At 37.7% G+C, this 22,921-nt stretch carries 19 protein-coding genes; 10 read left to right on the top strand and 9 right to left on the bottom strand.

What is annotated here, in order from left to right; all coding sequences use genetic code 11:
* The first annotated feature begins 131 nt into the window (after positions 1–131).
* From IEX65_RS01625 to IEX65_RS01595, 7 genes are all read left to right on the top strand, one after another.
* The gene (locus IEX65_RS01625) at positions 132–2,363 is read left to right on the top strand and encodes a transferrin receptor-like dimerization domain-containing protein (protein WP_188763977.1); all 2,232 of its coding nucleotides are present in this window, start codon (positions 132–134) and stop codon (positions 2,361–2,363) included.
* Between the two features lie 103 nt (positions 2,364–2,466).
* Entirely contained in the window at positions 2,467–3,444 is a 978-nt protein-coding gene (locus IEX65_RS01620) for a hypothetical protein (RefSeq protein WP_188763976.1), read from the top strand.
* 1 nt (position 3,445) lies between these two features.
* Positions 3,446–3,670: an ABC-three component system middle component 6 gene (locus tag IEX65_RS01615; protein ID WP_188763974.1), complete on the top strand. Its 225-nt coding sequence runs from the start codon at positions 3,446–3,448 to the stop codon at positions 3,668–3,670.
* 2 nt (positions 3,671–3,672) lie between these two features.
* Entirely contained in the window at positions 3,673–5,445 is a 1,773-nt protein-coding gene (locus IEX65_RS01610) for a DUF2326 domain-containing protein (protein ID WP_188763972.1), read from the top strand.
* Between the two features lie 126 nt (positions 5,446–5,571).
* Complete coding sequence (locus IEX65_RS01605) at positions 5,572–7,296, top strand: GMC oxidoreductase (RefSeq protein ID WP_188763970.1); 1,725 nt, start codon at positions 5,572–5,574, stop codon at positions 7,294–7,296.
* Positions 7,297–7,394: 98 nt separating this feature from the next.
* Positions 7,395–7,988 (top strand): gluconate 2-dehydrogenase subunit 3 family protein, encoded by a 594-nt coding sequence (locus IEX65_RS01600; RefSeq protein ID WP_188763968.1) that lies wholly within the window; start codon positions 7,395–7,397, stop codon positions 7,986–7,988.
* Between the two features lie 194 nt (positions 7,989–8,182).
* Positions 8,183–10,060 carry a M61 family metallopeptidase gene (locus IEX65_RS01595; protein ID WP_188763966.1) on the top strand — a complete coding sequence of 626 codons (1,878 nt, stop codon included), beginning with the start codon at positions 8,183–8,185 and terminating at the stop codon, positions 10,058–10,060.
* Between the two features lie 65 nt (positions 10,061–10,125).
* Here IEX65_RS01595 and IEX65_RS01590 read toward each other — a convergent pair whose 3' ends face one another.
* Genes IEX65_RS01590 through IEX65_RS01580 form a run of 3 tightly spaced genes read right to left on the bottom strand, consistent with a single transcriptional unit; the run spans position 10,126 to position 13,391 of the window.
* Positions 10,126–11,178, bottom strand: a complete 1,053-nt coding sequence (locus IEX65_RS01590) for a hypothetical protein (RefSeq protein WP_188763964.1) — start codon at positions 11,176–11,178, stop codon at positions 10,126–10,128.
* A 25-nt stretch (positions 11,179–11,203) separates the two neighbouring features.
* A complete protein-coding gene (locus IEX65_RS01585; protein WP_188763962.1) occupies positions 11,204–12,607 on the bottom strand; it encodes a tail fiber domain-containing protein in 1,404 nt (467 codons plus the stop codon).
* 22 nt (positions 12,608–12,629) lie between these two features.
* Complete coding sequence (locus tag IEX65_RS01580) at positions 12,630–13,391, bottom strand: hypothetical protein (protein WP_188763960.1); 762 nt, start codon at positions 13,389–13,391, stop codon at positions 12,630–12,632.
* A 177-nt stretch (positions 13,392–13,568) separates the two neighbouring features.
* On the opposite strand from IEX65_RS01580, the gene IEX65_RS01575 reads away from it, so the two are divergent.
* Entirely contained in the window at positions 13,569–15,551 is a 1,983-nt protein-coding gene (locus IEX65_RS01575; protein ID WP_188763957.1) for a tetratricopeptide repeat-containing sensor histidine kinase, read from the top strand.
* Complete coding sequence (locus IEX65_RS01570) at positions 15,544–16,203, top strand: response regulator (protein WP_188763955.1); 660 nt, start codon at positions 15,544–15,546, stop codon at positions 16,201–16,203. The genes IEX65_RS01575 and IEX65_RS01570 overlap by 8 nt, the downstream gene beginning before the upstream one ends.
* 6 nt (positions 16,204–16,209) lie before the next feature.
* On the opposite strand, the gene IEX65_RS01565 is transcribed toward IEX65_RS01570, so the two are convergent.
* The 3 genes from IEX65_RS01565 to IEX65_RS01555 all read right to left on the bottom strand — a co-directional run bounded on the left by IEX65_RS01565 (position 16,210) and on the right by IEX65_RS01555 (position 18,056).
* A complete protein-coding gene (locus tag IEX65_RS01565) occupies positions 16,210–16,491 on the bottom strand; it encodes a GNAT family N-acetyltransferase (RefSeq protein ID WP_188763954.1) in 282 nt (93 codons plus the stop codon).
* A 10-nt stretch (positions 16,492–16,501) separates the two neighbouring features.
* Positions 16,502–16,882 (bottom strand): hypothetical protein, encoded by a 381-nt coding sequence (locus tag IEX65_RS01560; RefSeq protein ID WP_188763951.1) that lies wholly within the window; start codon positions 16,880–16,882, stop codon positions 16,502–16,504.
* Between the two features lie 61 nt (positions 16,883–16,943).
* Complete coding sequence (locus tag IEX65_RS01555; protein WP_188763949.1) at positions 16,944–18,056, bottom strand: DUF2911 domain-containing protein; 1,113 nt, start codon at positions 18,054–18,056, stop codon at positions 16,944–16,946.
* A 669-nt stretch (positions 18,057–18,725) separates the two neighbouring features.
* Here IEX65_RS01555 and IEX65_RS01550 point away from each other — a divergent pair.
* Positions 18,726–20,471 (top strand): DEAD/DEAH box helicase, encoded by a 1,746-nt coding sequence (locus IEX65_RS01550; protein ID WP_188763948.1) that lies wholly within the window; start codon positions 18,726–18,728, stop codon positions 20,469–20,471.
* Between the two features lie 169 nt (positions 20,472–20,640).
* Here IEX65_RS01550 and IEX65_RS01545 read toward each other — a convergent pair whose 3' ends face one another.
* The 3 genes from IEX65_RS01545 to IEX65_RS01535 all read right to left on the bottom strand — a co-directional run bounded on the left by IEX65_RS01545 (position 20,641) and on the right by IEX65_RS01535 (position 22,862).
* Positions 20,641–21,117, bottom strand: coding sequence for a GIY-YIG nuclease family protein (locus IEX65_RS01545; RefSeq protein ID WP_229250476.1), 477 nt, complete (start codon positions 21,115–21,117; stop codon positions 20,641–20,643).
* A gap of 63 nt (positions 21,118–21,180) precedes the next feature.
* Complete coding sequence (locus tag IEX65_RS01540) at positions 21,181–21,555, bottom strand: hypothetical protein (protein WP_188763946.1); 375 nt, start codon at positions 21,553–21,555, stop codon at positions 21,181–21,183.
* A gap of 23 nt (positions 21,556–21,578) precedes the next feature.
* Positions 21,579–22,862: a Gfo/Idh/MocA family protein gene (locus IEX65_RS01535; RefSeq protein WP_188763944.1), complete on the bottom strand. Its 1,284-nt coding sequence runs from the start codon at positions 22,860–22,862 to the stop codon at positions 21,579–21,581.
* Between the last annotated feature and the right edge of the window lie 59 nt (positions 22,863–22,921).

The following is a 22,921-nucleotide window of genomic DNA, read 5'->3' as shown; positions in this document are numbered from 1 at the left end:
AGGTTTAACCCCTTTTTGTGGGTTTTTGTTTTTGGTGTTAAAACCATTGACTAATATTCTGCTGACTAATAGATTTTTGTATCGAAAAATCTTTAATTTTGGTTGACTCATCAATTTTAGATTTTACCACTATGAAAAAAGTTTTCCCTATTCTTTTTATCACAATTTTACTGACCAATACCCTGACGTTTGCACAAAACCTGCTCGGTTTTGATGCTAAAAATGTGCAAAAACAGTTGGATTTAGAAACCAAATTCGATGCTCGTTTGAATGCCAAAAATCTGCAAGAATGGATGAAGCAAATGTCGTCTAAACCGCATTATGTGGGTTCGCCGCACGACCGTGATAATGCCGTGTATATGCGAGACTTGTTTCGTTCGTGGGGTTATGAGGCTCGAATAGATACTTCTTACACACTCTTTCCAACGCCCAAAACTCGACAATTAGAGTTGGTTAGTCCAACGATTTTTAAAGCCTCGTTGGTCGAACCTGCATTAAAAGAAGATGCTACTTCGAACCAATTGAAAGACCATTTACCTACTTATAATTGTTTTTCGGCCGATGGCGATGTAACAGCAGAATTAGTGTTTGTCAATTACGGTACGCCTGCCGATTATGAAGTGTTGGAGAAAATGGGGATTAGTGTAAAAGGTAAGATTGTGATTGTAAAATATGGTAATTCATGGCGAGGATTAAAACCAAAATTGGCAGCCGAAAAAGGTGCGGTTGGCTGCATAATATATTCTGACCCAAAAGATGATGGTTACGGTCAAGGCGAAGTATATCCGCAGGGCCCATTCCGTAACGAACATGGCGTGCAAAGAGGCTCGGTATTAGATTTGCCCATACAACCTGGCGACCCTCTGACACCAAACTACGGCCATACAAAAAACGCCAAAAAATTAGATTATAAAGAGGCAACCTCAATCATGACGATTCCTGTATTGCCGATTTCGTATGGCGATGCTTTGCCTTTGCTCAAAGCCATTGGTGGCCGACTTGCTCCCGAATCTTGGGCTGGACAATTACCGATTGCTTATCATATTGGGCCAGGGCCTGCAAAAGTTCATTTGAAATTAGAGTTTGATTTTAAGGTTGAGCCATTATTTAATGTGATTGCGGTAATGAAAGGCTCGGAGTTTCCTGACCAATGGATTTTACGAGGAAACCACCACGATGGTTGGGTTTTTGGTGCGGCCGACCCGCTCAGTGGCATGGTGGCAGAAATGGAAGAAGCCCGAGCGATTGGTGAATTGGCCAAAACAGGCTGGCGACCTAAACGTACAATTGTATTTTGTGCGTGGGATGGCGAAGAACCAGGACTTTTAGGTTCGACCGAATGGGCCGAGACATTCCAAGATGAGTTACAAAAAAAGGCAGTTGTTTACCTTAATTCTGATGGAAACGAACGTGGATTTTTATACGCAGGAGGCTCGCATACTTTGGAGAAGTTCTTCAACCAAGTTACTCGAAATGTAATCGACCCTCAGAAAAATATCAGTGTTTCTGAGCGTTTGCGTGCAAATATGCTCGTAAATGGTTCGTCAGAAAGTAAAAAGGAGGCCAAAACTCGTGGTGATTTACGCATCGGTGCGTTAGGTTCGGGGTCTGATTTTACGCCATTTTTACAACACTTGGGTATTTCGGCCATGAATGTTGGTTTTGGTGGTGAAGGAGAAGGCGGAGAATACCATTCGATTTATGATTCGTATGATATGTATATCAGATTCAAAGACCCTGATTTTGCTTATGGTGTGGCTCTTGCCAAAACGATGGGACGTACGGTTTTGCGTTTATCGGAAGCAGAGGTTTTACCGTTTGATTTCCAGAGTTTTGCCAATACGATGCAAAAATATGGCAGTGAAGTAGAAGAATTGCTTGAATCTCAGAAGGCTAAGACCGAAGAAAACAATCAGTTGGTGAAAGACGGAACGTATGCCGCAGCTACCGACCCTAAAAAGCCATATACCATACAAATGCTCGATGAAGTGCCATATATCAATTTTGCACCATTGAAAAATTCTCTACTCAGACTCGAAAAAAGTGCTAATGCTTATACTTTGGCAGTGAAGAACTCAGATAAATTGAGTGCCGCAGAGTTGAAAAAACTAAACGAGATTTTGTATAAAGCCGAGCGTTCGCTTTTATCGACAGATGGCTTACCGATGCGTCCGTGGTACAAGCATCAGATTTATGCCCCAGGATATTATACGGGTTATGGTGTGAAAACGATGCCTTTGGTACGTGAGTCTATCGAGCAACGCAAATGGAAAGATGCCGAAGAAGGAGTGAAAATTACGGCAAAGGCTTTAGATAATTTCACAAATCAAATTGATTTAGCTTTGGAGGTTTTGAAGAAGTAGAGAGATTAAGATAATAACTCATTGCTAATGTATGTTTTTTTGAATTAGTAAACTGTAGAAATAGAAAAATCCTTTACTTTTGTTAAATATAAAGCAATTTATAATGACTAAATCAGATACAGCAAAAATTGTAGAAGACCATATTAGAAGTATCGAATCTCAACTTTTCCAAGGTTTTTGTGATAGATTGTTAATCAAGTTATATTCTGATTATACACCAGTTCGGGCGGGTGGCTCACATGGTGATATGAAGAATGATGGATATCGTTATTTAGGTAGAGTTTTTTTTCAAGCTCATGCTTCAAGAGGTGAATCTGCTTCAAAAATAAAGACAAAGATAGAAACTGACTTAAAAGGTTGTCTTGATAAACAAACAGATGTTCAGAAGTTTATCTATTTGACAAATGATACTCTTATTGGAGAGATTGAAAAGTTTATAGATGATTTGAGAAGAAAGTATGGAATTGATATTGAAACATGGGAATACAAGAAGTTAGCGGATAAAATATCGGATTTAGACATTAGTGATGTAGAATACATAATTGACAGAAGATTAGTTCTGATTAAGTATGAACAAATTACTGTTGAGGAAGAAAAGGATTATGGAATAATTGAAGAGATATTCGATTTCATTTTCAAAAAACTGGGAACTACTTATAGAGGAGAAATTTCAAATAACCGACTGACTGAAATCCTTGAAAAAATAAAATTAAATTTTTCCTCTGAAAATCAAAAAGTAGTTAGAAAACTCGTTTCTGACTTGTGGGAGCATAAAAATTTAGTAGAAACATTTGTTCAAGAGCAAAGTCGAATAGATGAAAATGAAGTATTAGCTCTTCAGATATTTATTACAAATAGGTTTTTGGAAATCAGAGGAACAAGTTACATTGATGAGAGTGTTAGGAATTATCATATTTTTGAAAAAATAGCACTCACTTTAATACCTAATAAACACGTCAAAAACTCCAAATATATTATTAATAGTACAGCAATTGTTCTATATTTTTGGGAACTGTGTAATTTTGGGAAAAGAACTAAAAATCAGGGTGAACAAACAGACTTATTTAATCAAATAGACTAATATGCTAATACCAAGTAAATATGAAAATTTAAGAAATAACCTGTTGGTTATCGGGGCTGACGTATTAGAAAAATTAAAGAAAAAGCCACATAATATTGACGATTTGTATAATATTTTAAAGAAAAATAAAAGTATCAATGCTGAACAATACTATGATGTTTTGACTTTTTTATGGCTTTCAGACATGTTAAGGTTTGAAGATTATCAATTATCAATTATCGAATAAAAGTGATACTTAAAAAAATATATACTGAACCCAAACAATTATTTGAACCCGTTAAATTTATTGACGGGATAAATTTTATTTTTGGGAAAAAGGAACAATCCACCGACACCAAAAAATCATTAAATGGTATAGGAAAATCTACATTTTTAGATTTGTTAGATTTTGCTCTATTATCTTCTTATCGTAGTGATACTTCTCCAAGGCTCATGGCGGCTCAACAAAAAGGAATTTTAAAAGGACTTTCTGTTGTTTTGGAATTTGAAGTAAATCAAATTGAATATGCCATAAGTCGAAGCTTTGAAGAACCTAATAGCGTAAAATTCTCAATAAACGACTCTTCTTTCGAAGATTATTCTGTTGATGATTTAAAAAGGAAGTTATGCAAAATTATTTTCTTAAAAAAAGATTATGAAGGCTATTTTGATGAAAAATGGTTAAGGTATTTACTACTTTTCTTCTTAAAAATCCAAAAGCCCAAAAAAGAAAAATTTACCGACCCCGTCAAATATATTAAAGAGTTAACAGCAGCGGAACTGAATCAATATTTACTATTTTTAATGGATATTGATAATAAATTAGCTCACCAAAACTTTAAATTACAGACTGATTTAAAAAATATTGAACCAACCATCAAAGGTATTAAAAAGTTCATTTTGGAATCCTATGGAATTCAAGATATTGGAGAAGCAAGTAGTCGAGTAAAAACTTTAATAATTGAAATTGAAGAAATTGAAAAAGCTATAAAATCATTTAATTTAAGCAAACAATATCAGATTGATGAGAGTAGAGCAAATAAACTGACAGCTGAAATAAAAGAACTGTGGTTTTTAAATCATCAAGATAGGAAGAAAATTGATGCTTACCGAGACAGCGTACATGAGGAGATAAATGTGAATCCTTTGAAAATCAAAAGAATGTACGAAGAACTGAATAGTCTTTTAGCAAATAATATTAAAAAGAGCCTTGATGAGGCAATTAAATTTAAGAAAAAACTGATATCGTCAAGGCAGGAGTTTATCGAGGAAGAAATAAATCAGCTTGTTGAATCTATTAGAGAAAGAGAATTAGAAATTGAAAAGAAAGGTATTGAGCGTAGAAGCTTTTTTGCTATGTTAGAGTCAGAAAAGGCTATTACTGATTTAACTGAAGCATTCAAGTCCCTTTCTAACAAGCAAAACGAAAAAGCAAGTTTAGAATCACAAACAAAAATCTATCAAGATTTAATCAGAGAGAAAAACCAAATTGAACAAGAAGAAAAAAAATTAGAAGGGAAAATACTTGATTATTCATTAAAAAATGAAAAAGAAGAATTAGCATTTTCAAGATTATTTAGGAGTATTTATAATTATTTGTACCCAGATTTAAATGACCCTTCGATTTTTAGTATTTCACCTAATTTGGATGCTGATTCTAAGTTGCAAATAAATATTTTGCCAAATAATGAAATGTTATCTAAAGGCAGGAATCAAGGTCGAACATTGATTTATGATTTGGCTGTATTGCTCAATTCTATTGATAAAAAGATAAATGCCCCAAGATTTTTAGTTCATGATGGCATTTTTGATGGAATGGATAAAGCACATTTCATTAAACTATATGAGTTTTTAGAAGAACAGAAGTTGCAGGGGAAACGCTTTCAATATATTCTTACTTATAATGAAGAAGGGACACTGACTGATAATTTCGGGAATGCTGATAAAGTCACAACTGAAAAGATTGAAGCCGAAGCAATTCTTGTTCTGTCGCCTAAAAAGAAATTATTGGGCGATTTTTGATTACTACATAACTCTAAAAAGACCTAAATACTCATATTAACTTAATATTGATATTTAGGTCTTTTATTTTATTAATTTTTTAACAGCTTTCTCTAACTTGTACCCTATTCAATCTTAAAACATAAAATGGCAAATCTGAATACAAAATTAAACAAAACTAATACCTACGATGCCATCGTGATAGGCTCAGGCATGAGCGGTGGTTGGGCTGCCAAAGAACTTTCGGAGAAAGGACTAAAAACTTTGGTACTCGAAAAAGGTCGAATGGTGAATCACATAGAAGATTACCCAACCATGATGCTCGACCATTGGGAACTCGAACACCGTGGAGCATTGACTGATGAAGACCGTAAGCGTCATCATATCCAAATCCGAAGTGGCTTTGTGGGCGAAGCTGCTAAGCATTTTTTTACGAATGACTTGGAAAATCCTTACCAAGAAATCAAGCCTTTCGATTGGATTCGAGGAAACCACGTAGGCGGACGTTCGATTACTTGGGGAAAGCATACTTACCGTTGGAGTAATTATGATTTTGAAGCAAATGCCCGTGAGGGAATAGCTATCGACTGGCCGATTCGCTACAAAGATATTGCTCCGTGGTATTCTTATGTTGAGAAATTTGTAGGCGTAAGTGGCGAAAAACTGGGTTTAGACCATTTGCCTGATGGCGAATTTTTACCACCAATTCCACTCAATTGTTTAGAAGACCATTTTAAGCAACAACTCAAAAATAAATTTAAAAATCGTATCGTAACGCCTGGGCGTGTGGCTCACCTAACGCAACCAACCGAAGTGCATTTGGCTTTGGGTCGTGGCAAATGCCAGAACCGAAACCGTTGTTCGAGAGGCTGTCCGTACGGAGCGTATTTTAGTAGTAATGCTGCAACTTTACCCGCTGCCAATAATACAGGAAATTTTGTAATCAGACCCAACTCGATTGCTAAGGAAATTATTTTCGATGAAGCTACGCAGCGAGCAACGGGCGTACGTGTGATTGATTCCGAAACCAATGAAGTGCATGAGTTTAAGGCAAAAATCATCTTTTCTTGTGCTTCAACTTTGGCTTCTACACAAGTGTTGCTCAATTCAAAATCAAGCCGTTTTCCGAACGGCATGGGCAATGATAGTGGTGAGTTAGGCCATAATTTGATGGACCACCATTATCACGTAGGAGCAATGGGCGATTTTGATGGTTTGGAAGACCAATATTATAAAGGACGAAAACCCGCAGGGCTTTTTATTCCAAAATACGTAAATATTGATGAGGCATCGAAGAACCCGAATTTCTTACGAGGCTATGATTATCAAGGTGCAGGTGCAGGCCGAGCAGGCTGGGGCAGAGGTGCCGACGAACACGCCATTGGGGCAGATTTTAAAGAATCGCTCTATAAACCGGGCGGCTGGAGTATGGGTTTGATGGGCTTTGGTGAAGTATTACCTTACCACGAAAATAAAGTGACTTTGCACGAATCAAAAGTTGATAAATGGGGAATCCCGCAGTTGGTTTTTGATGCTGAAATAAAAGATAATGAACTGAAAATGCGTAAGCAAATCATGGCCGATGCCGCTGAAATGCTTGAAGCGTCAGGTTTTAAGAATGTCCGAACTTTTGATAATGCTGGTGGTTTGGGCAATGGCGTACACGAAATGGGAACGGCTCGGATGGGTAAAGACCCAAAAACTTCAGTTTTGAATGAAAACAACCAGATTCATGCAGTAAAAAATGTTTTCGTAACTGATGGAGCTTGTATGACTTCATCTAACTGTGTAAATCCTTCGATTACGTACATGGCTCTTACGGCACGTGCCGCCAATTTTGCCGTTTCGGAATTGAATAAGAAAAACCTTTAGTTTTAATGGAAAATTGATAATGGAAAATGAGTTTGTGTTATTTGAAAAAAACGTTGACTTGTGGACTGTTGTCAGTTGACTAAATAATCAGAATCATCATGAATCGTAGAGAATATATAAAAAATACTGCATTGGCACTGGGTTTGGGGGTTTCGGGCGTGGCTTTTTCCGAAATCTTTATTGCTTGTGCGAAAGATGCTAAATTGACTTGGAAACCTGTTTTCCTTTCACCCAATCAGGCTGCCACGATTGCCGAAATTGCCGAAACGATTTTGCCTAAAACCAGAACTCCAGGGGCAAAAGAGCTGGGCGTACCACAGTTTATTGACAAGATGGTCAATGATACTATGGATGCTGCTGGCAAAGAAAAGTTTACAAAAGACCTCGAAGATTTTGATGAGGTTTGTAAAGAAAAATACGGTAAGAACTTCGTAGAACTCGAACCAGCCAAGCGTGAGGCATATTTACTTGAACTCGAAAAAGATAATCCTCGCTCAGGGATGAATTTATGGGGAATTAACCTCGAACCCGATGCCCCTAAACCAACGTTTTATAAGACCGTAAAAAGCCTAACACTTTTTGGCTTTTATACATCCGAAAGTATTGGTAAAAATGTGTTGGTCTATGACCCAGTTCCGGGTGAATATATCGCATGTATGCCACTCAAAGGACAGAATGCTTGGAATGAGTAAATTTTTTTATTTAGTTTTGAATTAACCGTTGCCTGAGCGGAGTCGAAGGCAACGGTTTTCAGACTTTCGCTCAGGCAATGGTTTTTGACCTTTCATCACTCTTTAATAGCTACTTAATCAATTTTTGGAGTTTTTTAGTGGGCTTTTCGTTACTTTTGCCGAAATACACTTTTAAAATCTAAAACATATAACCTATGCAAAAAGCTCTGATGGTTCTGACGTTTGGTATGCTCATGGCGGGCTGTACCAAAAAAGCTGTCGTCAATTCTTCACACTCTTCTCATGGCTCATCTTCATCTTATCAGTATTCGGTTGATTTAACTAAAGTTGATAACGATAAATTGGATGTAACTTTAATAAGTCCAAAAATCACGACTGATGAAATTACTTTCCGTTTGCCAAAGACTGTTCCAGGTACATACTCCACAGATGATTATGGCCGATATCTATCTGATTTCAAAGCTTTCGATGCAAAAGGTAATCAGCTTACTGCCAATAAATTAGATGTAAATAGCTATACAATCAAAGATGCTAAGAAACTCCACAAAATCAGCTACAAAATTGATGATACGTGGGATTCTCCAGAGATTAAAGGCACGAAGATTTTCGAGCCAACGGGTTCGGACATCGTAGCCAACAAAGAATATTCAATCAATACACATTGTTTCTTTGGGTATTTCGATGGTATGAAACAAGTACCCTATCAGGTAACTTTCACGAAACCAAGCGGTTTTTATGGTTCAACTTCGTTGGTAGCAAAAAATAGTAATGCTACAACTGATGTATTTGAAACTGAAAATTACATGAATTTGGTAGATGCTCCGATTCTTTACACTCAGCCCGATACTACGGTTTTGAAAATCGGTGGTGCTGATATTTTGGTTTCAGTTTATTCGCCTAATAATAAAGCTACTTCTAAAGAAATTGCCGCCAATATCAACATGCTTCTTGAAGCACAAAAAGAATATTTAGGGGGTAAATTACCGATTAAAAAATATGCTTTTTTGATAGTGTTATCTGATAATCCAAATCTAACAAGCTATGGAGCTTTAGAGCATTCGTATTCGTCGTTTTATTACTTACCAGAGGCAACTTCAAAAGACTTGGCACAAACCGTAAAAGATGTAGCATCGCATGAGTTTTTCCATATCGTTACGCCGTTGAGTATTCACTCAGAAGAAATTGGTAATTTTGATTATAACGACCCTAAGATGTCGAAACACCTTTGGATGTACGAAGGTTTGACCGAATATGCGGCTGGACACATGCAAGCAAAATATGGTTTGATTGATTTGCCAAAGTATTTGGATATGCTTCGCCAGAAAATCACAACCATGAAGAGCATGAAAGATGCTTTACCATTTACCGAAATGAGTGCCAATGTATTGGATAAATACAAAAACCAGTACATGAATGTTTATAACAAAGGTGCTTTGATTGGCTTGTGTTTGGATATTAAACTTCGCCAACTTTCGGGGGGTAAATATGGTACACAAACTTTGATGCAAGACTTGGCAAAAACCTATGGTAAAGACCAGTCTTTCAAAGATGATGAATTATTTGATAAAATTACGTCGTTGACTTTTCCAGAAATTCGTCAGTTTTTTGCTACTTATGTTGAGGGAAAAGACCCACTTCCATTGACTGATATACTACAAAGTGTAGGTATCGAATATTTACCAGAAGCAACTGTAAAGCAAGCAAGTTTGGGAGGTATTTCGATTGGTTTTAATCAAAAAACAAACCGTTTGAAAATTACAAGCATCAATAACATAAATGAGTTTGGAAAACAAATGGGCTACAAAGCTGATGATGAACTCGTTTCGGTCAATGGCGAAGCTATGGAAATGATGAAAATTCAGTCAATTATGACAGAATTTGGTAGCAAAACCAAAGAAGGTGAAATCGTAACGGTTGAAGTAGCTCGCAAAAATGCTGATGGCAAAGAAGAAATCGTAAAACTTTCTGCTCCAGCAATTTTAGTGGAAGCTAAACAAAAAAATGTGTTGAAATTAGCCGAAAACCCAACTGCCGAGCAATTGAAGTTGAGAAATGCTTGGTTGAAGCCGTAAAGTTTTTGGGAAATATATAAATTGAAAAAAAGCCATCTCGAAAGAAATCGAGATGGCTTTTTTTCTTACTGCGTAAAAGACAGCAACCGCCATCCACTACTATCATAGATATAAATGGCACTGCCATTATCAGTAATTGTAATATCAGCACCATCATTATTTAAAAGTCTATTTGCTGGGTTTGTACCAGCTGAATGTTGAAGTCTTACAAATCCAGTTCCAGCTACTAATAAATAAAGCATAGTGCCATTCCCCGAAGCAGGAGCTGTAATACCCCTCAAAAAAACAGTTGAACCCGAACCCGCAGCAGTAAAATTGATAACATGATACGAGTTATTTTGTCTATCAAGAGGGTCAAGGCTAATAGAAGTATTAATGTCTAATTTTATTCTTGAAAGTTTAACATCGCCTACTACATCTAATTTTGCTTCTGGGGTATTTGTTCCAATACCCACATTGCCCGCTTCTGTAATGACCATTCGTGTGTCGTTGGTTGAAGTACGGAACAGTAAATCTCGATTTATATTATAAATAATTCCTCCGCTTGCTCCTCCAAATGATGGTCTGCCAAATAAAATACCACTTTCTTTGTTATCAGGAGTTCCAAAACTTATATAAGTATGATTGATATCTTCTATAAATGCTTTTGTGTTTGACGAGGGTGTTACACCAGAAACTGCATTTGAGATATGAAGTAAAGACGTAGGTGAACTTGTGCCAAGACCTACAAAACCATTATGGTCTATGGTCATTCGTATATTAGTGCCTGTGCTTGATATTGAAGTCGTTGAAAAATGAATCTTTGTCCCGTTGTCATTACTGGTCCAGTCCTCGGCGGCTTTAAATTCTATGCTTGCTCGATTTCCCGTAAATGCAGAGCCGTTATATCCTCTACCATTAAATGCCAATAGAGTAGTCGTATTGGTTGTGGGTAGTGGAGATGCTAAAGAACCATTAAATTTGACTCCTACAATATTGGGATTACCAGTAGTTCGCAATACAATATCATCGGTATTGCTTTGGGTGGCAGTTGTACTACTTGGCGTAATTTCAATGCTTTGACCATTAGAAATCAACAATCCAAAAGAGAATACGAAAGATAAAATGCTTTTCTTCATCGTAATATTTATTTAGAAATGAAAACTATTTTACAATCAACTTTTTCAATTCATCAATTTGAGCTTGTAAATTATTGATAATTGCTTGCTGCTCTTGAATTGCTTTGATGGCAATTATGCCAAAACCAGCATAATCCATCATTAGAAAAGGCTCTTTGGTTTCTCGGTCTTTTCTTTGATAAACCAATTCTGGAAAATACGGTAATACATCTTGTGCCATAAAACCGATTGATTTTCTATCCGAATCTTCACTTTTTAAGTAATTGTATTTATAAGCATTGAGTTTTAGAACATTGTCTAAGACAGGATTTAATCCAATAATATTCTTCTTGAAATTTCTATCAGAAAGATTAGTATATACACCCGTTACACGGTCAATATTGGCTCTTAAAGACCCGTTGTAATAAAAATTCAAAGAACTATCAGTGTAACTGGTATAAAATCCCCATTTTAAAACAGTACTGTTTGGATGCAATAAACTCAGTTGGTCGCTATTAACCAAACCTGTTATTTGTAATCGACCGTTCGCAACGTTTCCGCCCGTAGAACCTACTGTTGGAAGAGGCACTGCACCAATACCCAAAACCGTAGCATTATTGAACGCATGAGTATAAGTTTTGCTTTCGTCGGTATCCCAAGATGGATTCATGGGTTGCCAAGTTGTACCATCATTAAACCAAAAACCTTTAAGAGTTGTGTCATAAACAACTAAGCCAGCAGTAGCAGCTATTGCGTTTCGTTGTGCGGTAGTCATACGTGGAATGAGCATTCCTTTAGTGGTGCTACTTATATCAAGCATTGCATTGGTATTGGGTGCAGCACTTGTAGCATTGATACCAATACTTTGAGCTAAAACTGTACCCGCCACATCTAACTTCTGAGTAGGAGTTTCATCGCCGATACCAATGTTTCCATTACCTAAAACTGTAATTCTTTCATTATTATCTGTTCCGATGCCGATTGTAGCATTTTCGTAATTCCACAAAAAGCCTTTCCCGCTACTGGTATTACCTATAAATAAACCATCATTTATAGTCGTACCTGTGCCAGCATTACTAAAAAGTAGAGACGGATTGTTTGCTTTAAATATTTGGAGTGATGTCAGTGGTGTATTTGTGCCGATACCCACATTTCCCGAATTTGTATTCGACAAATTAGTTCCGTTTACTGCCCATCCAGTAGTAGAGTTTGACAATGCAATCCAGATACTTCCATTAAAATAAGATAAATTACCTGTGGCATCATCAAAAACAACCATACCTTTTTGAGGACTTGTGATAGCGGTTGTCGCCAAAACGCTCGGCATCTGCACAGCTTTGTTGGTGGATGTAGCTTCAATGAGTTTAGAGCCATTATTTGGTGAAATGGTTATGCTTTGCCCAAATAGAGAAGCACTTGAAATAACTATTAGAATGAAAGCATTTTTCATGGTTATTGGGATTATAGAAAATTTAATTTATCACAGTAATAAAAAAGTTCATAGCCGCTGGGTCAATAGCAGTTGCTTTGACATTATAAAAGACAACTTCTACGGTTCCTGCAACAGACACACGAGCATGAGCTATAATTAAGCCTGCGGGTAAGGCACTTGCTGGTGAAATATAAACCGAAGAATTTAGAGCAGCATTGGAAACCGCAAACGTAACTGCCTGTTGGTTATCAGCAGCAACTGAAGGAATATCTTTGTTTACCGTTACTTTTATGATTTCATTGATTGCAATGCCGTTTGTACCGATTTTTGCCGTGCCGTTGATGTCTAATTTAGCTGTTGGCGAAGAAGTACCAATGCCTACATTTCCAGTGCTTAATTCTATCTCTATTTTTGCAGGCAAGAAATTAGAAGCTATAAATTGAAGATTATTATTTGTAGGAGAATTTCTGATATTCCACTTGATGCTCCCATTATTAGCAAATCTCAATGCTGCATCACCACTAAAAGCGTCGATATCAAGTGCTGAAAAATTCGAACTTGATTTTACCCTAATTCCAATTGAACCACTATGAAGTATATCTAATTTGTAAGTTGGATTTGTTTGCCCGATACCGATATTTCCGTTTGTATTTATTTTTAGTCTTTCAAGTCCATCAGTTGAAAAACTCAAAGACTGATTGGTTTTTGCTTCAATAGTTGTGTTTTCGGGCGTTAGCGTAATACTACCTTGTGCGAATGAAATGTTTGATACTAATGATAGTAATAGAATAAGTTTTTTCATGGAGTTTAGTGATATTTTACTAAATGTACTTGTTCCACAAATTTACTTCCATCAGTCAGCCCCCACAATCCCACAAAATTTGTATTTTTCATATCCCTGAAAACTGGTATTTTTTTATGTGGCTTTGGATTTCTTTGATTATTCGTATAGCTTTATTCCCGAACCGAAAATCAGCCAATGTATCGCCATTTTCCGAAATTAATTATAGCTCTAATTCTCATCCCTTTGCGAGTAAACGCTCAAGCCGATAGAATTAAAGCCTATCAAGATAGCTTGCGTTTGACTACTAATGACAGCATTAGGTGGCATCACAAACTATGGCTTGCCGATGCGACATTTAAGGCAGATACTGCAAAAGGTAAAATAGCGTTTCAACATCTAAAGGAGAGTGATGAGTATAAAAGTAGCCAATGGAAGCAATTTTTTTATCATAGGATTTGGGGTGGGCATTACTTTGAAATTGGCGATTATGTAAATCAAATTTTAGAATTAGAAATCCAAGAATCGCTGCTCAATTCATTACCCAGTAAACGCCAAAGAAATGTGCTTTCAGCTCTTATAAAAGGTGATTTTGGAGCAACTTATGCCAACATCAACGAACCAGAACTTGCTCAAAAGTATTACGAAGAGTCAATCAGCATTCAGAAAGAAATCAATGATGAAAAAGGCTTAGCCACCAATTATTTCAATTCGGCATTTTTGTTTATTGATGTGCAGGAATGGCCACAAGCTTACCAGTATTTAAGAGAATGTGATGTTATTTCAAGAAAAACCAATATTGGCTGGATGACCATCATTAATAGGTCAAGACTCGCTGCCGTCTGTGCGAAGCTAAATAAAATTTCAGAAGCTAAAATACTTCTCAACGAAACTGGAAAGCTATTACCAAAAGCAGTTTATGATTTAGAAAAAGTTTATTTCTATAATGCTAAAGGCGAGTTAGAGTTTGAACTAAAAAACTTCAAACAAGCATTAAAATATCATCAAAAGGCTTTTGAATTGGCGAATGCTTGGGCTGACCCTTATTATATTGCAGATGAACTCATTGCTTTGGGAGATTCATATCAAAAACTTAATCAACAAGATTCAACCCTCAAATGCTATCAAGAAGCCCTAAAGATTTCGGAGCGAAAGGAATATATGCCCAAAGTAAGACTCGTTTTAAAAAATATGGCGGAGTTTTACGAGCAAACTGGAAATTATAAAATGGCCAACGAATACCGAAAGAAATGGGCGATTTTCAATGAAAAATTTATAAAAAAACAAAACCAAAATCGTATCCAACTCAACGAAGCACGTTTTCGTTCGGCCCAGAAACAAGAAAAAATTAATACTTTAGAACAAGAAAATCAGATTAGAGAATTACAGCTTGAACAAAAAAATTATATACTTATTGCTCTGATTATTAGTGTTTTAGTTCTTTCGTTATTAGCATTTTTATATTTTAAGAATTATAAAAAAGAAAAACTTTTGGCCGAACAAAACAACGAAATTCAGCAACAAAAAATTCGTGAACTCGAACAAGAAAAGCAACTCATCAGCATGAATAGCATTCTGAAAGGTCAAGAAGAGGAACGCAGTCGAATGGCAAAAGACCTCCACGATGGACTCGGAAGTATGCTCAGCGGAATCAAACTAAACTTATCGGCTATGCACCAAAATTTTGTTATTCATTCGAGCGAAGTTTTTTCGTTTGAAAAAGCACTTACTCAACTCGACAGTGCCATTGCCGAAATGCGTCGAGTAGCCCATAATATGATGCCTGAAGCATTACTGAAATTTGGCTTGCACGAAGCTATCCAAGATTATTGCGATGGTATCAATCAAAATGGTACGCTAAAAATGCAATTTACGGCCATTGGCGATGGCAAAAATCTTGACGCAACAATGCAGAAGGTACTTTACCGAATTTTTCAAGAACTCACCAATAACGCCATCAAGCACGCTCAAGCTAAAACGATTTTTATACAAATCGGCCACCACGAGCAAGGAATCACGCTGACTGTTGAAGATGATGGCAAAGGATTTGACACCTCAAAAACTAATGGTGCAGGCCTAAGCAATGTAAAATCAAGAGTTGACTATTTGAAAGGAACTTTGCATATTGACACAAGCCCCAAAAATGGGACTTCGATAATCGTAGAAATACCAAATGGATAAGAATTTGAATATTCCCCCTTCGGGGGTTAGGGGGCTTGCCAAAATACTACTTCTCGACGACCATTTTATGGTGCTTGAAGGACTAAAATCAATATTAACTCAAAGTGCTGATATTGAGATAATTGCTACTGCCGTAAACGCTTTTGATGCACATGTTTTGTTGAAGAAACATCCAGAAATAAACTTAGTGCTAACTGATATAAACCTGCCCGATGTCAGCGGAATAGAATTTTGTGCAAAAGTAAAAAAAGAATTCCCACACATACAAGTAATTGGCATCAGCACTTTCAAACAACGCAGCTATGTATCGCAAATGATGCAAAACGGGGCTTCGGGCTACGTAGTAAAAAGTGCAAATGCCGAAGAAATAATCTTTGCCATTCGTGAAGTATTAAACGGGAAGTTTTATTTCAGCAGCGAAATTAACACGGCCGAAAACATCATTTTGCCCGATTCAGCCCCAGCACTCACTCGCCGAGAAAAAGAGATTTTATCACTAATTGCTCAAGGCCTGACCAACAATGATATTGCCGAGAAGCTATTTCTGAGTCCATACACCGTTGATACTCACCGCAAAAATCTACTCTTCAAATTTGAAGTTGCCAATACCGCTCAGCTCATCAAAAAAGCCACTGAGGTGGGGTTGGTTTGAGTCTTTTCAAAACCTCACATCTTGGATTTCTGGTGTTCGCTCAAAGAGAGCCTTAGCAAACGGACAAAGCGGAAGAATTTTGAAGCCATTAGCACGGGCATATTCAACGGCTGCCATCACGAGCTTTTTACCAACGCCTTTGCCTTCAAATTCAGGAAAAACTTCGGTGTGGTCGATGATAAATTTATTCTCACCTGCCCATACGTAAGTCATTTCGCCTGCAATTGTATCGTTTTCGATGGCTTTGAAGATACCGTTCTTTGAGTTGTTTTCTTGTGTGATTTCCATGATTAAAATTTTATCTGTTAAAGGTGCGTTTCCAATTGGTTTTAACAATTATTGTAGCTACAATCAAAAACGGAAGTGTCGAAGCTATAATTTTAAAATTCTGACTTATTAATCCAATAAATAACAAAAATAGCATAAAAATGCTCAATGAAGCTACTGCAATTAACCTAAGGCGTGCATTTGTACTATCTTTTATGATGATATATAAAAACAGTATTTGTCCGCATAATGGCACTAAAATAAAAGGATGCAAGAATGTCAATGGCGACTCAAAGATTTTGCTAAAAAGCTCATATTCAGCCTGAAATATAAATGTATGCTTGTCTGTTCCCCATTCTAAATAACCAATGAGAAATAAACCTAATAACCCAATATTGAGTAGTCGTTTCATGGATTTTGTAGTGTTATAGAGTTGCTCGGAATCAACGAGCAACTCTACACCAATTCAACGTTTAATTAATATCTTTACCTTCTTTCAACTTGGCAATTTGTGCTTCTAAGGCTTTCTTGGCTGCTTCATTTGGTGTTTGTTTCAAGGCCATTTCGGCATATTTAACGGCATCCATAAATTTACCTTTGGCTGAATATCCACTCATCAAACCGCTATTTACTCCCAATACATCGCCATATCTCTTCTGCGATGCCAAAAATATGTCCATTGCTTTGTCGGTACGTTTTTGCCCAATCAACTGGCGACCATAAGTAGTATATTGATTAGCTGTAGCAATTTGTAAGGCTTCATTCATTACCGAATCTGCTTCCGAAATTCTATTTAATTTCTCGTAGGCCGTTGCTAAATTTCGTAATGTGACAAAAGTTATTTGTCCGCCAGTACCACTTACTGCTTTTTTGCTCCACACCAAAGCTTCTTCTAAATTGATATTTTTACTAAAACAATACTGTGCTGCCGACATCACAAGTATCGGATTGAAACCTTTACGGCTTGTTAATTCTTCTCTGATTCTTGCCAAAACTATATTATCAACATCTACTTCAACCCTAAATGGCACCGAAACTTTTTCCCATTGCATGGCTATCACACACGACTTTTCTTTATGCTCAATAAACTCATATTTGAGCCATTCTACGCTTTTATCCAAAGCCACTGGTTTTACATTTACTCTCAGAACATCATCTTTTTCGTCATAGCTAAAGCTGCCCCATGCTTCGGTTTGTTTCGAGAAAATTACTGTTACATTCTCAGCACCCATTGCCATGAAGATTCCGTAAGTACCAGCTTTGATGGGCTGACCTTCTACTTTTACATCATGTTCAAATGTAATTGTCGTACACTCGTTTGCACCAGCTCTCCACGGCGAGTTATTCTTACCCGTAGAAAAGTTAGCCGACGAAAAACCATAAGTTACGGGGTTTCCATCACCATAAATTTTGCCTTCACGCTTATTTACATCGGGGCGACTGTATTTGATAGTAATAGACGTTATACCAACTTCTTCCGAAACGGTAGCTCTTGGGTTATTGGCCGATGCAGGTAAATCTAATTGTGCTTGTGCAAGTTGAAGTATGCACAGTAAATTAATCGCTAAAAGGAGTACTTTTTTCATAATAGAGAAAGGATTGAGGGTGAAATAGTTTTAAGTTTATATTATTCTAAGTTTTTTAGGCTTAAAGAAACCAAAAGAAAAGTAAAAATAATATTTGTTGTGAAACTATTGATAATTACCTCCTAAAACATTGATAAGCTGTATGAAGAAATATAAAAATAGTTTAGAAGTTTTCGCTTTAAATACTTACCAAATCTTCAACTGTATTCTTTTAAAAGCATAAATCAGAATTTTGTGTAAATATCATATGCCCAAATAAAATTCTTTAATCTTGAAAAAGTTATATATATTGTCGTTTCAAGACTATTGTTGTTTTGCCGAGAAATACCTTATAAATAAGTATTTATATTGCCTTTATGTCAATAAATATGTGGGTTTCGATAGCAGACTTTAGTGAGCCGTCTAAAAAAAATACAAACTTTCTTGCAAACACTTGCTTTATAAAAATATTGGCCGTAATTTTGCGACTGTATTAAAAAAGGCACATCCGTTATCGGGCCTCTGCGTCAATAAAAATCGTTTTGAAGTTTCTCTTCATTCAATTTCCTTTCAGGGCAGCAACGGATGGTTCTCATCGTTCGCTTTATCATTTTTTTTCGGCTATCGGGGCAATCCACGGTTTTGCGTGAGGACGACAGTGTACGTTCCGACTAAAACATTTTATCCTTAATGGAACAAGTAAAATTTTCTGACCTTCCAGTATCAGAGTACATCCTTCGTGCAGTTGAAGAAATGGGTTTCGAGTACACAACTCCAATTCAAGCACAAGGTATCCCAGTTGTAATGCGTGGTGGTGATTTCATCGGACAGGCTCAGACAGGTACAGGTAAAACAGCGGCATTTGGTATCCCTGCAATCGAAGCAGTTGATGTTGATAGCAAAAGCACACAAGTATTAGTAATGTGTCCAACTCGTGAGTTGGCTCTCCAAGTAAAAGAACAAATCCAGAAATTAGCAAAGTACAAAAGAGGCCTCAACGTGGCTGCCATTTATGGTGGTGAGTCGTATGAGCGTCAGTTTTTGGCTTTGAAAAAAGGTTCACAAATTGTGGTCGGAACACCTGGCCGTATCATGGACCACATCGACCGCAAGACCTTAATATTGAGCGATATTAAGTTGGCGATTTTAGATGAAGCTGACGAAATGCTTAACATGGGCTTCAGAGAAGATATCGAAAAAATCTTGTCTTTCGCACCAGAAGAGCGTCAAACAGTGTTATTCTCGGCAACAATGTCACCAGAAATCCTTTCGATTGCGAAACGTTTCCAGAAAAATCCTGAAATCGTTCGTACTTTGAAAACAGAGGTTTCAAACGCAAACATTGAACAGTTTTATTTCTCGGTTCGTCGTGAAGCGAAAATGGAAGTAATGACTCGTTTGATTGATGTTCATAACTTGAAATTGATGTTGGTATTTGCCAATACAAAATCGAAAGTTGATGAAATCGTAAGTGATTTACAGATTCGTGGCTATGCTGCCGAAGGCCTACACGGCGATATGCGTCAGCAAGTACGTACGCAAGTAATGAGTAAATTCCGTGCTGGTACAACCACAATCTTGGTTGCAACCGACGTAGCTGCTCGTGGTATCGACGTATCGGGTGTTGATGCAGTATTCAACTACGATGTACCGCAAGATTTAGAATATTACGTTCACCGTATCGGTCGTACTGGCCGTGCTGGAAAGACTGGAAAAGCATTTATGTTTATTTCGGCTCGTGAGCGTGGTGCTTTGCGTGGAATCGAAAACTATACAAAAGCAAAAATCGAACAAGGTGTTATCCCGACTTATGCTGAGTTAGTGAAAACTCGTCACCAGAGATTTGTTGACCAAGTAAAAGAAACCCTTACAGCAGGTGTTGATACTACTTACGATGGAATTATTGCACAATTGAGCGAAGAAGGTTATTCTGATGCACAAATCATGGCTGCTTTGATTAAAATGCAAGTAGGTGAAGTGAAGAGCGAATTTGCTGACCATCAATTATCTGATACTTTCCGTGAGGCAAGAGGTGGCGATAGAGATGCAAGATTTGGCGGAAACAGCCGTGACTCAAGAGCTCCATACGGACGTAGAGAAGGTGGTCGTGATGGCGGACGTGACGGTGGATTCCAACAACGTGAGCGTCGTTTCGAGCCAAGAGAAAGACGTCAGGAAGGTGGACGTGGCTCAGGTAATGCTGACATGGTACGTTTGTTTTTGAGCTTAGGCCGCAAAGATAACGTTGCTCCAAATCATATTGTAGGTGCAATCACTTCAGAAACTCGTATTGCGGGTCGTGCGATTGGACAAATTGATATTTACGACAAATTTAGTTTTGTTGAAGTACCGCAAGCAGATGTAAAGCGTGTATTAGAAGGAATGCAAGGCAAAACTATCAATGCTCGCCAAGTGAGCATGGAAGTTGCTAAGTAATATTAACTGTGGTGCGAACTTTTAGTTCGCCGACTGATAAATAAAAAAGCGAAGTGGAAGTTTTTCGAGACTTTTGCTTCGCTTTTTTGTTAAAATCAGGCCTTCGACAGCTTCGGCTGTCCGATCCGCTCAGGCACCGATTTTAACCAAAAGCGTTTAGTTTTGCTGTTTATTCGAAAATATCTGGTCGTTGGGTCGAGTGATTTGCTACCTGAGCGGAGTCGTTCGGTGCATGAGCGGAGTCGAAGGCAGCGTTCAAATAATGACTTTCATTTCGGCACTCTGCAAGTTTATGCAGTACCTCAATATTACCTTTGGTTAAAGCTTCTTTCTTTTTTCTACTCCATTTTTGAATCTGTTTCTCTCTGAGAAAAGCTTCGTCAATTCTGTCAAACTCTTCATAACAAACAAGTTTTACTGGGCGATGCTTTCGAGTATGATTTGAACCCTCTCCATTTTGGTGTTGCTGAATCCGAAGTTCGAGATTGACAGTACTACCAGTATAATAGCTACCATCAAAACATTCTAAAATGTACATGAAGCCACGCATAAAGTTTTCAAAAGTGTTTTTCTTGATGCCTTCGGCTCCGCTTAAGCACCGAGAAAAATTAATGTTAAATTTTTGAGTCGTATTTATATATTCCAAGAGCGAAGTGATTCGATGCCTGAGCGGAGTCGAATTTTCGGTGCCTGAGCGGAGTCGAAGGCATCACTTCACATATTTCTCCTTCACAGTCATTTCCCAATCGCCCAAACTGCCGTATAAAACCATTGAGCCGAAGCGGAATTTATCAATGATTTCCGTTCCTTCCGAAACCGAATCATAAAATTCTTTATCGACTGGCAACTCAAATTCTATTGCATTTACGGCATCTTTAATATGCTTTTTGATGCTTAATGAAAGATGTGACTGCTTCAATCGAAGTTTGAGCATATACTTCGGGCCTTTGGCATTTACACCTTCTTTGAGTGCTTTTACTTGAGCAGCTAAGGCCGCATTTTCTTTTTTTAGATTTTCGAGTTCTTCATTATTTCCGCAAGAAACAAGGAAAAATACAGCAAGAATTGTGATAATTGTTTTCATTGTGGTGATTATTTGATGGTGAATTAAACTAAATCCCAACCTTTGCGGGGTTCTCTCGAAAGTAGAGTATTGGCATCGGCATCATGGCGGAATTTTTCTTTTTTAGGATTCCAATGAAGTTCTCTCCCCAGACGATACGAAATCAGCCCCAAGTGCATTGGCATTGTCATTTTTCGTGCGTATTCAAGGTTCGATTGTGGTTGTGTACGGTTTTTTACGGCCGTCACGAAGTTCTGCTGGTGTCCTGTCGAGCGTATAATTGTTTTTGGAATTTCGGGAATATCTGTCATCGTTACACCATTAATTGTTATCTCTTTACTGCTATAATCACAAATCAATGTGCCTTTTTCGCCCTCAAAATATGCACCGATGCCACGTTTTTCCGCTCCTGGAACATTTGGGGGAGTTGATGTCCAATAGAGTTTGAGGTCTTCAAAATCATATTCAATGTCAATCCATTTCGGAGCATCGCCCGTTCCTTCGGGGGCTTCACCTTTAGCACTGATACGAGTGAGGTTTTTCGGGTCGATTGCCCACCAGACTACATCGGCAATATGGCACCAAAAGTCTTGGAAAACGCCACCCGAATAGTCAAGAAAATAGCGGTACGTAAAATGGCATCGCTCGGGAGTGTATTGCGAGTAGGGGGCTGGCCCCAGCCACATATCCCAGTTGAGATTGGCGGGTGGCGTTTGGTAATTTGATGGCCCCAAAACTGGTGGAAAACCTGTTTTCCATAATCTTACCGTTTTTACTTTACCGATTGCCCCCGATTGTATGATTTCGGCCACTCGGTGGTAATTTTCGCCTGCGTGTATTTGCGTGCCAAGCTGAAAAATTCGGTCGTATTTCTTCATGGCTTTTAGCATTTGTTGCCCTTCTCGCACATTATACGAGAGCGGTTTTTCGCCATAAACGTCTTTTCCTGCCTGAAAGGCCATAATTGCTACCTGCGAGTGCCAGTGGTCGGGCGTAGCACAGGTAATTGCATCAACGTCTTTGCGTTCGAGCAGATACCTGAAATCTTCGTAAGTTTGGGCTTTATTGTCGGGGTGTATTTCTTGAAGAACTTTTTGGGCTTTGGCCAGATGATTTTTGTCTAAATCGCACAAGCCAACTACTTCAACTTCGGGCAGATTCGCAAACCATTTAAGGTGCTGAGTTCCCATGCCATTGATGCCGATGTGAGCTACTCGTAGGCGGTCGCTGGGTGATACTTTTCTGGCAAAAGTTGGAGTAAAAGCCAAGCCCAGAGCAGCAAGGCTGGTTTGCCGCATAAAATCACGGCGATTGATGAGAGTTTCCATTGAATGAAGGTATTTTTAGGCGTTGAATATTGTTAAGCAAGTTAGAAATAATCGTGAGA

This window comes from Emticicia aquatilis, assembly GCF_014644295.1.
In the GTDB taxonomy this organism is placed as follows: domain Bacteria; phylum Bacteroidota; class Bacteroidia; order Cytophagales; family Spirosomataceae; genus Emticicia; species Emticicia aquatilis.
The sequence above is the reverse complement of the archived record's forward strand: the minus strand, read 5'-3'. Positions and strand labels throughout refer to the sequence as shown.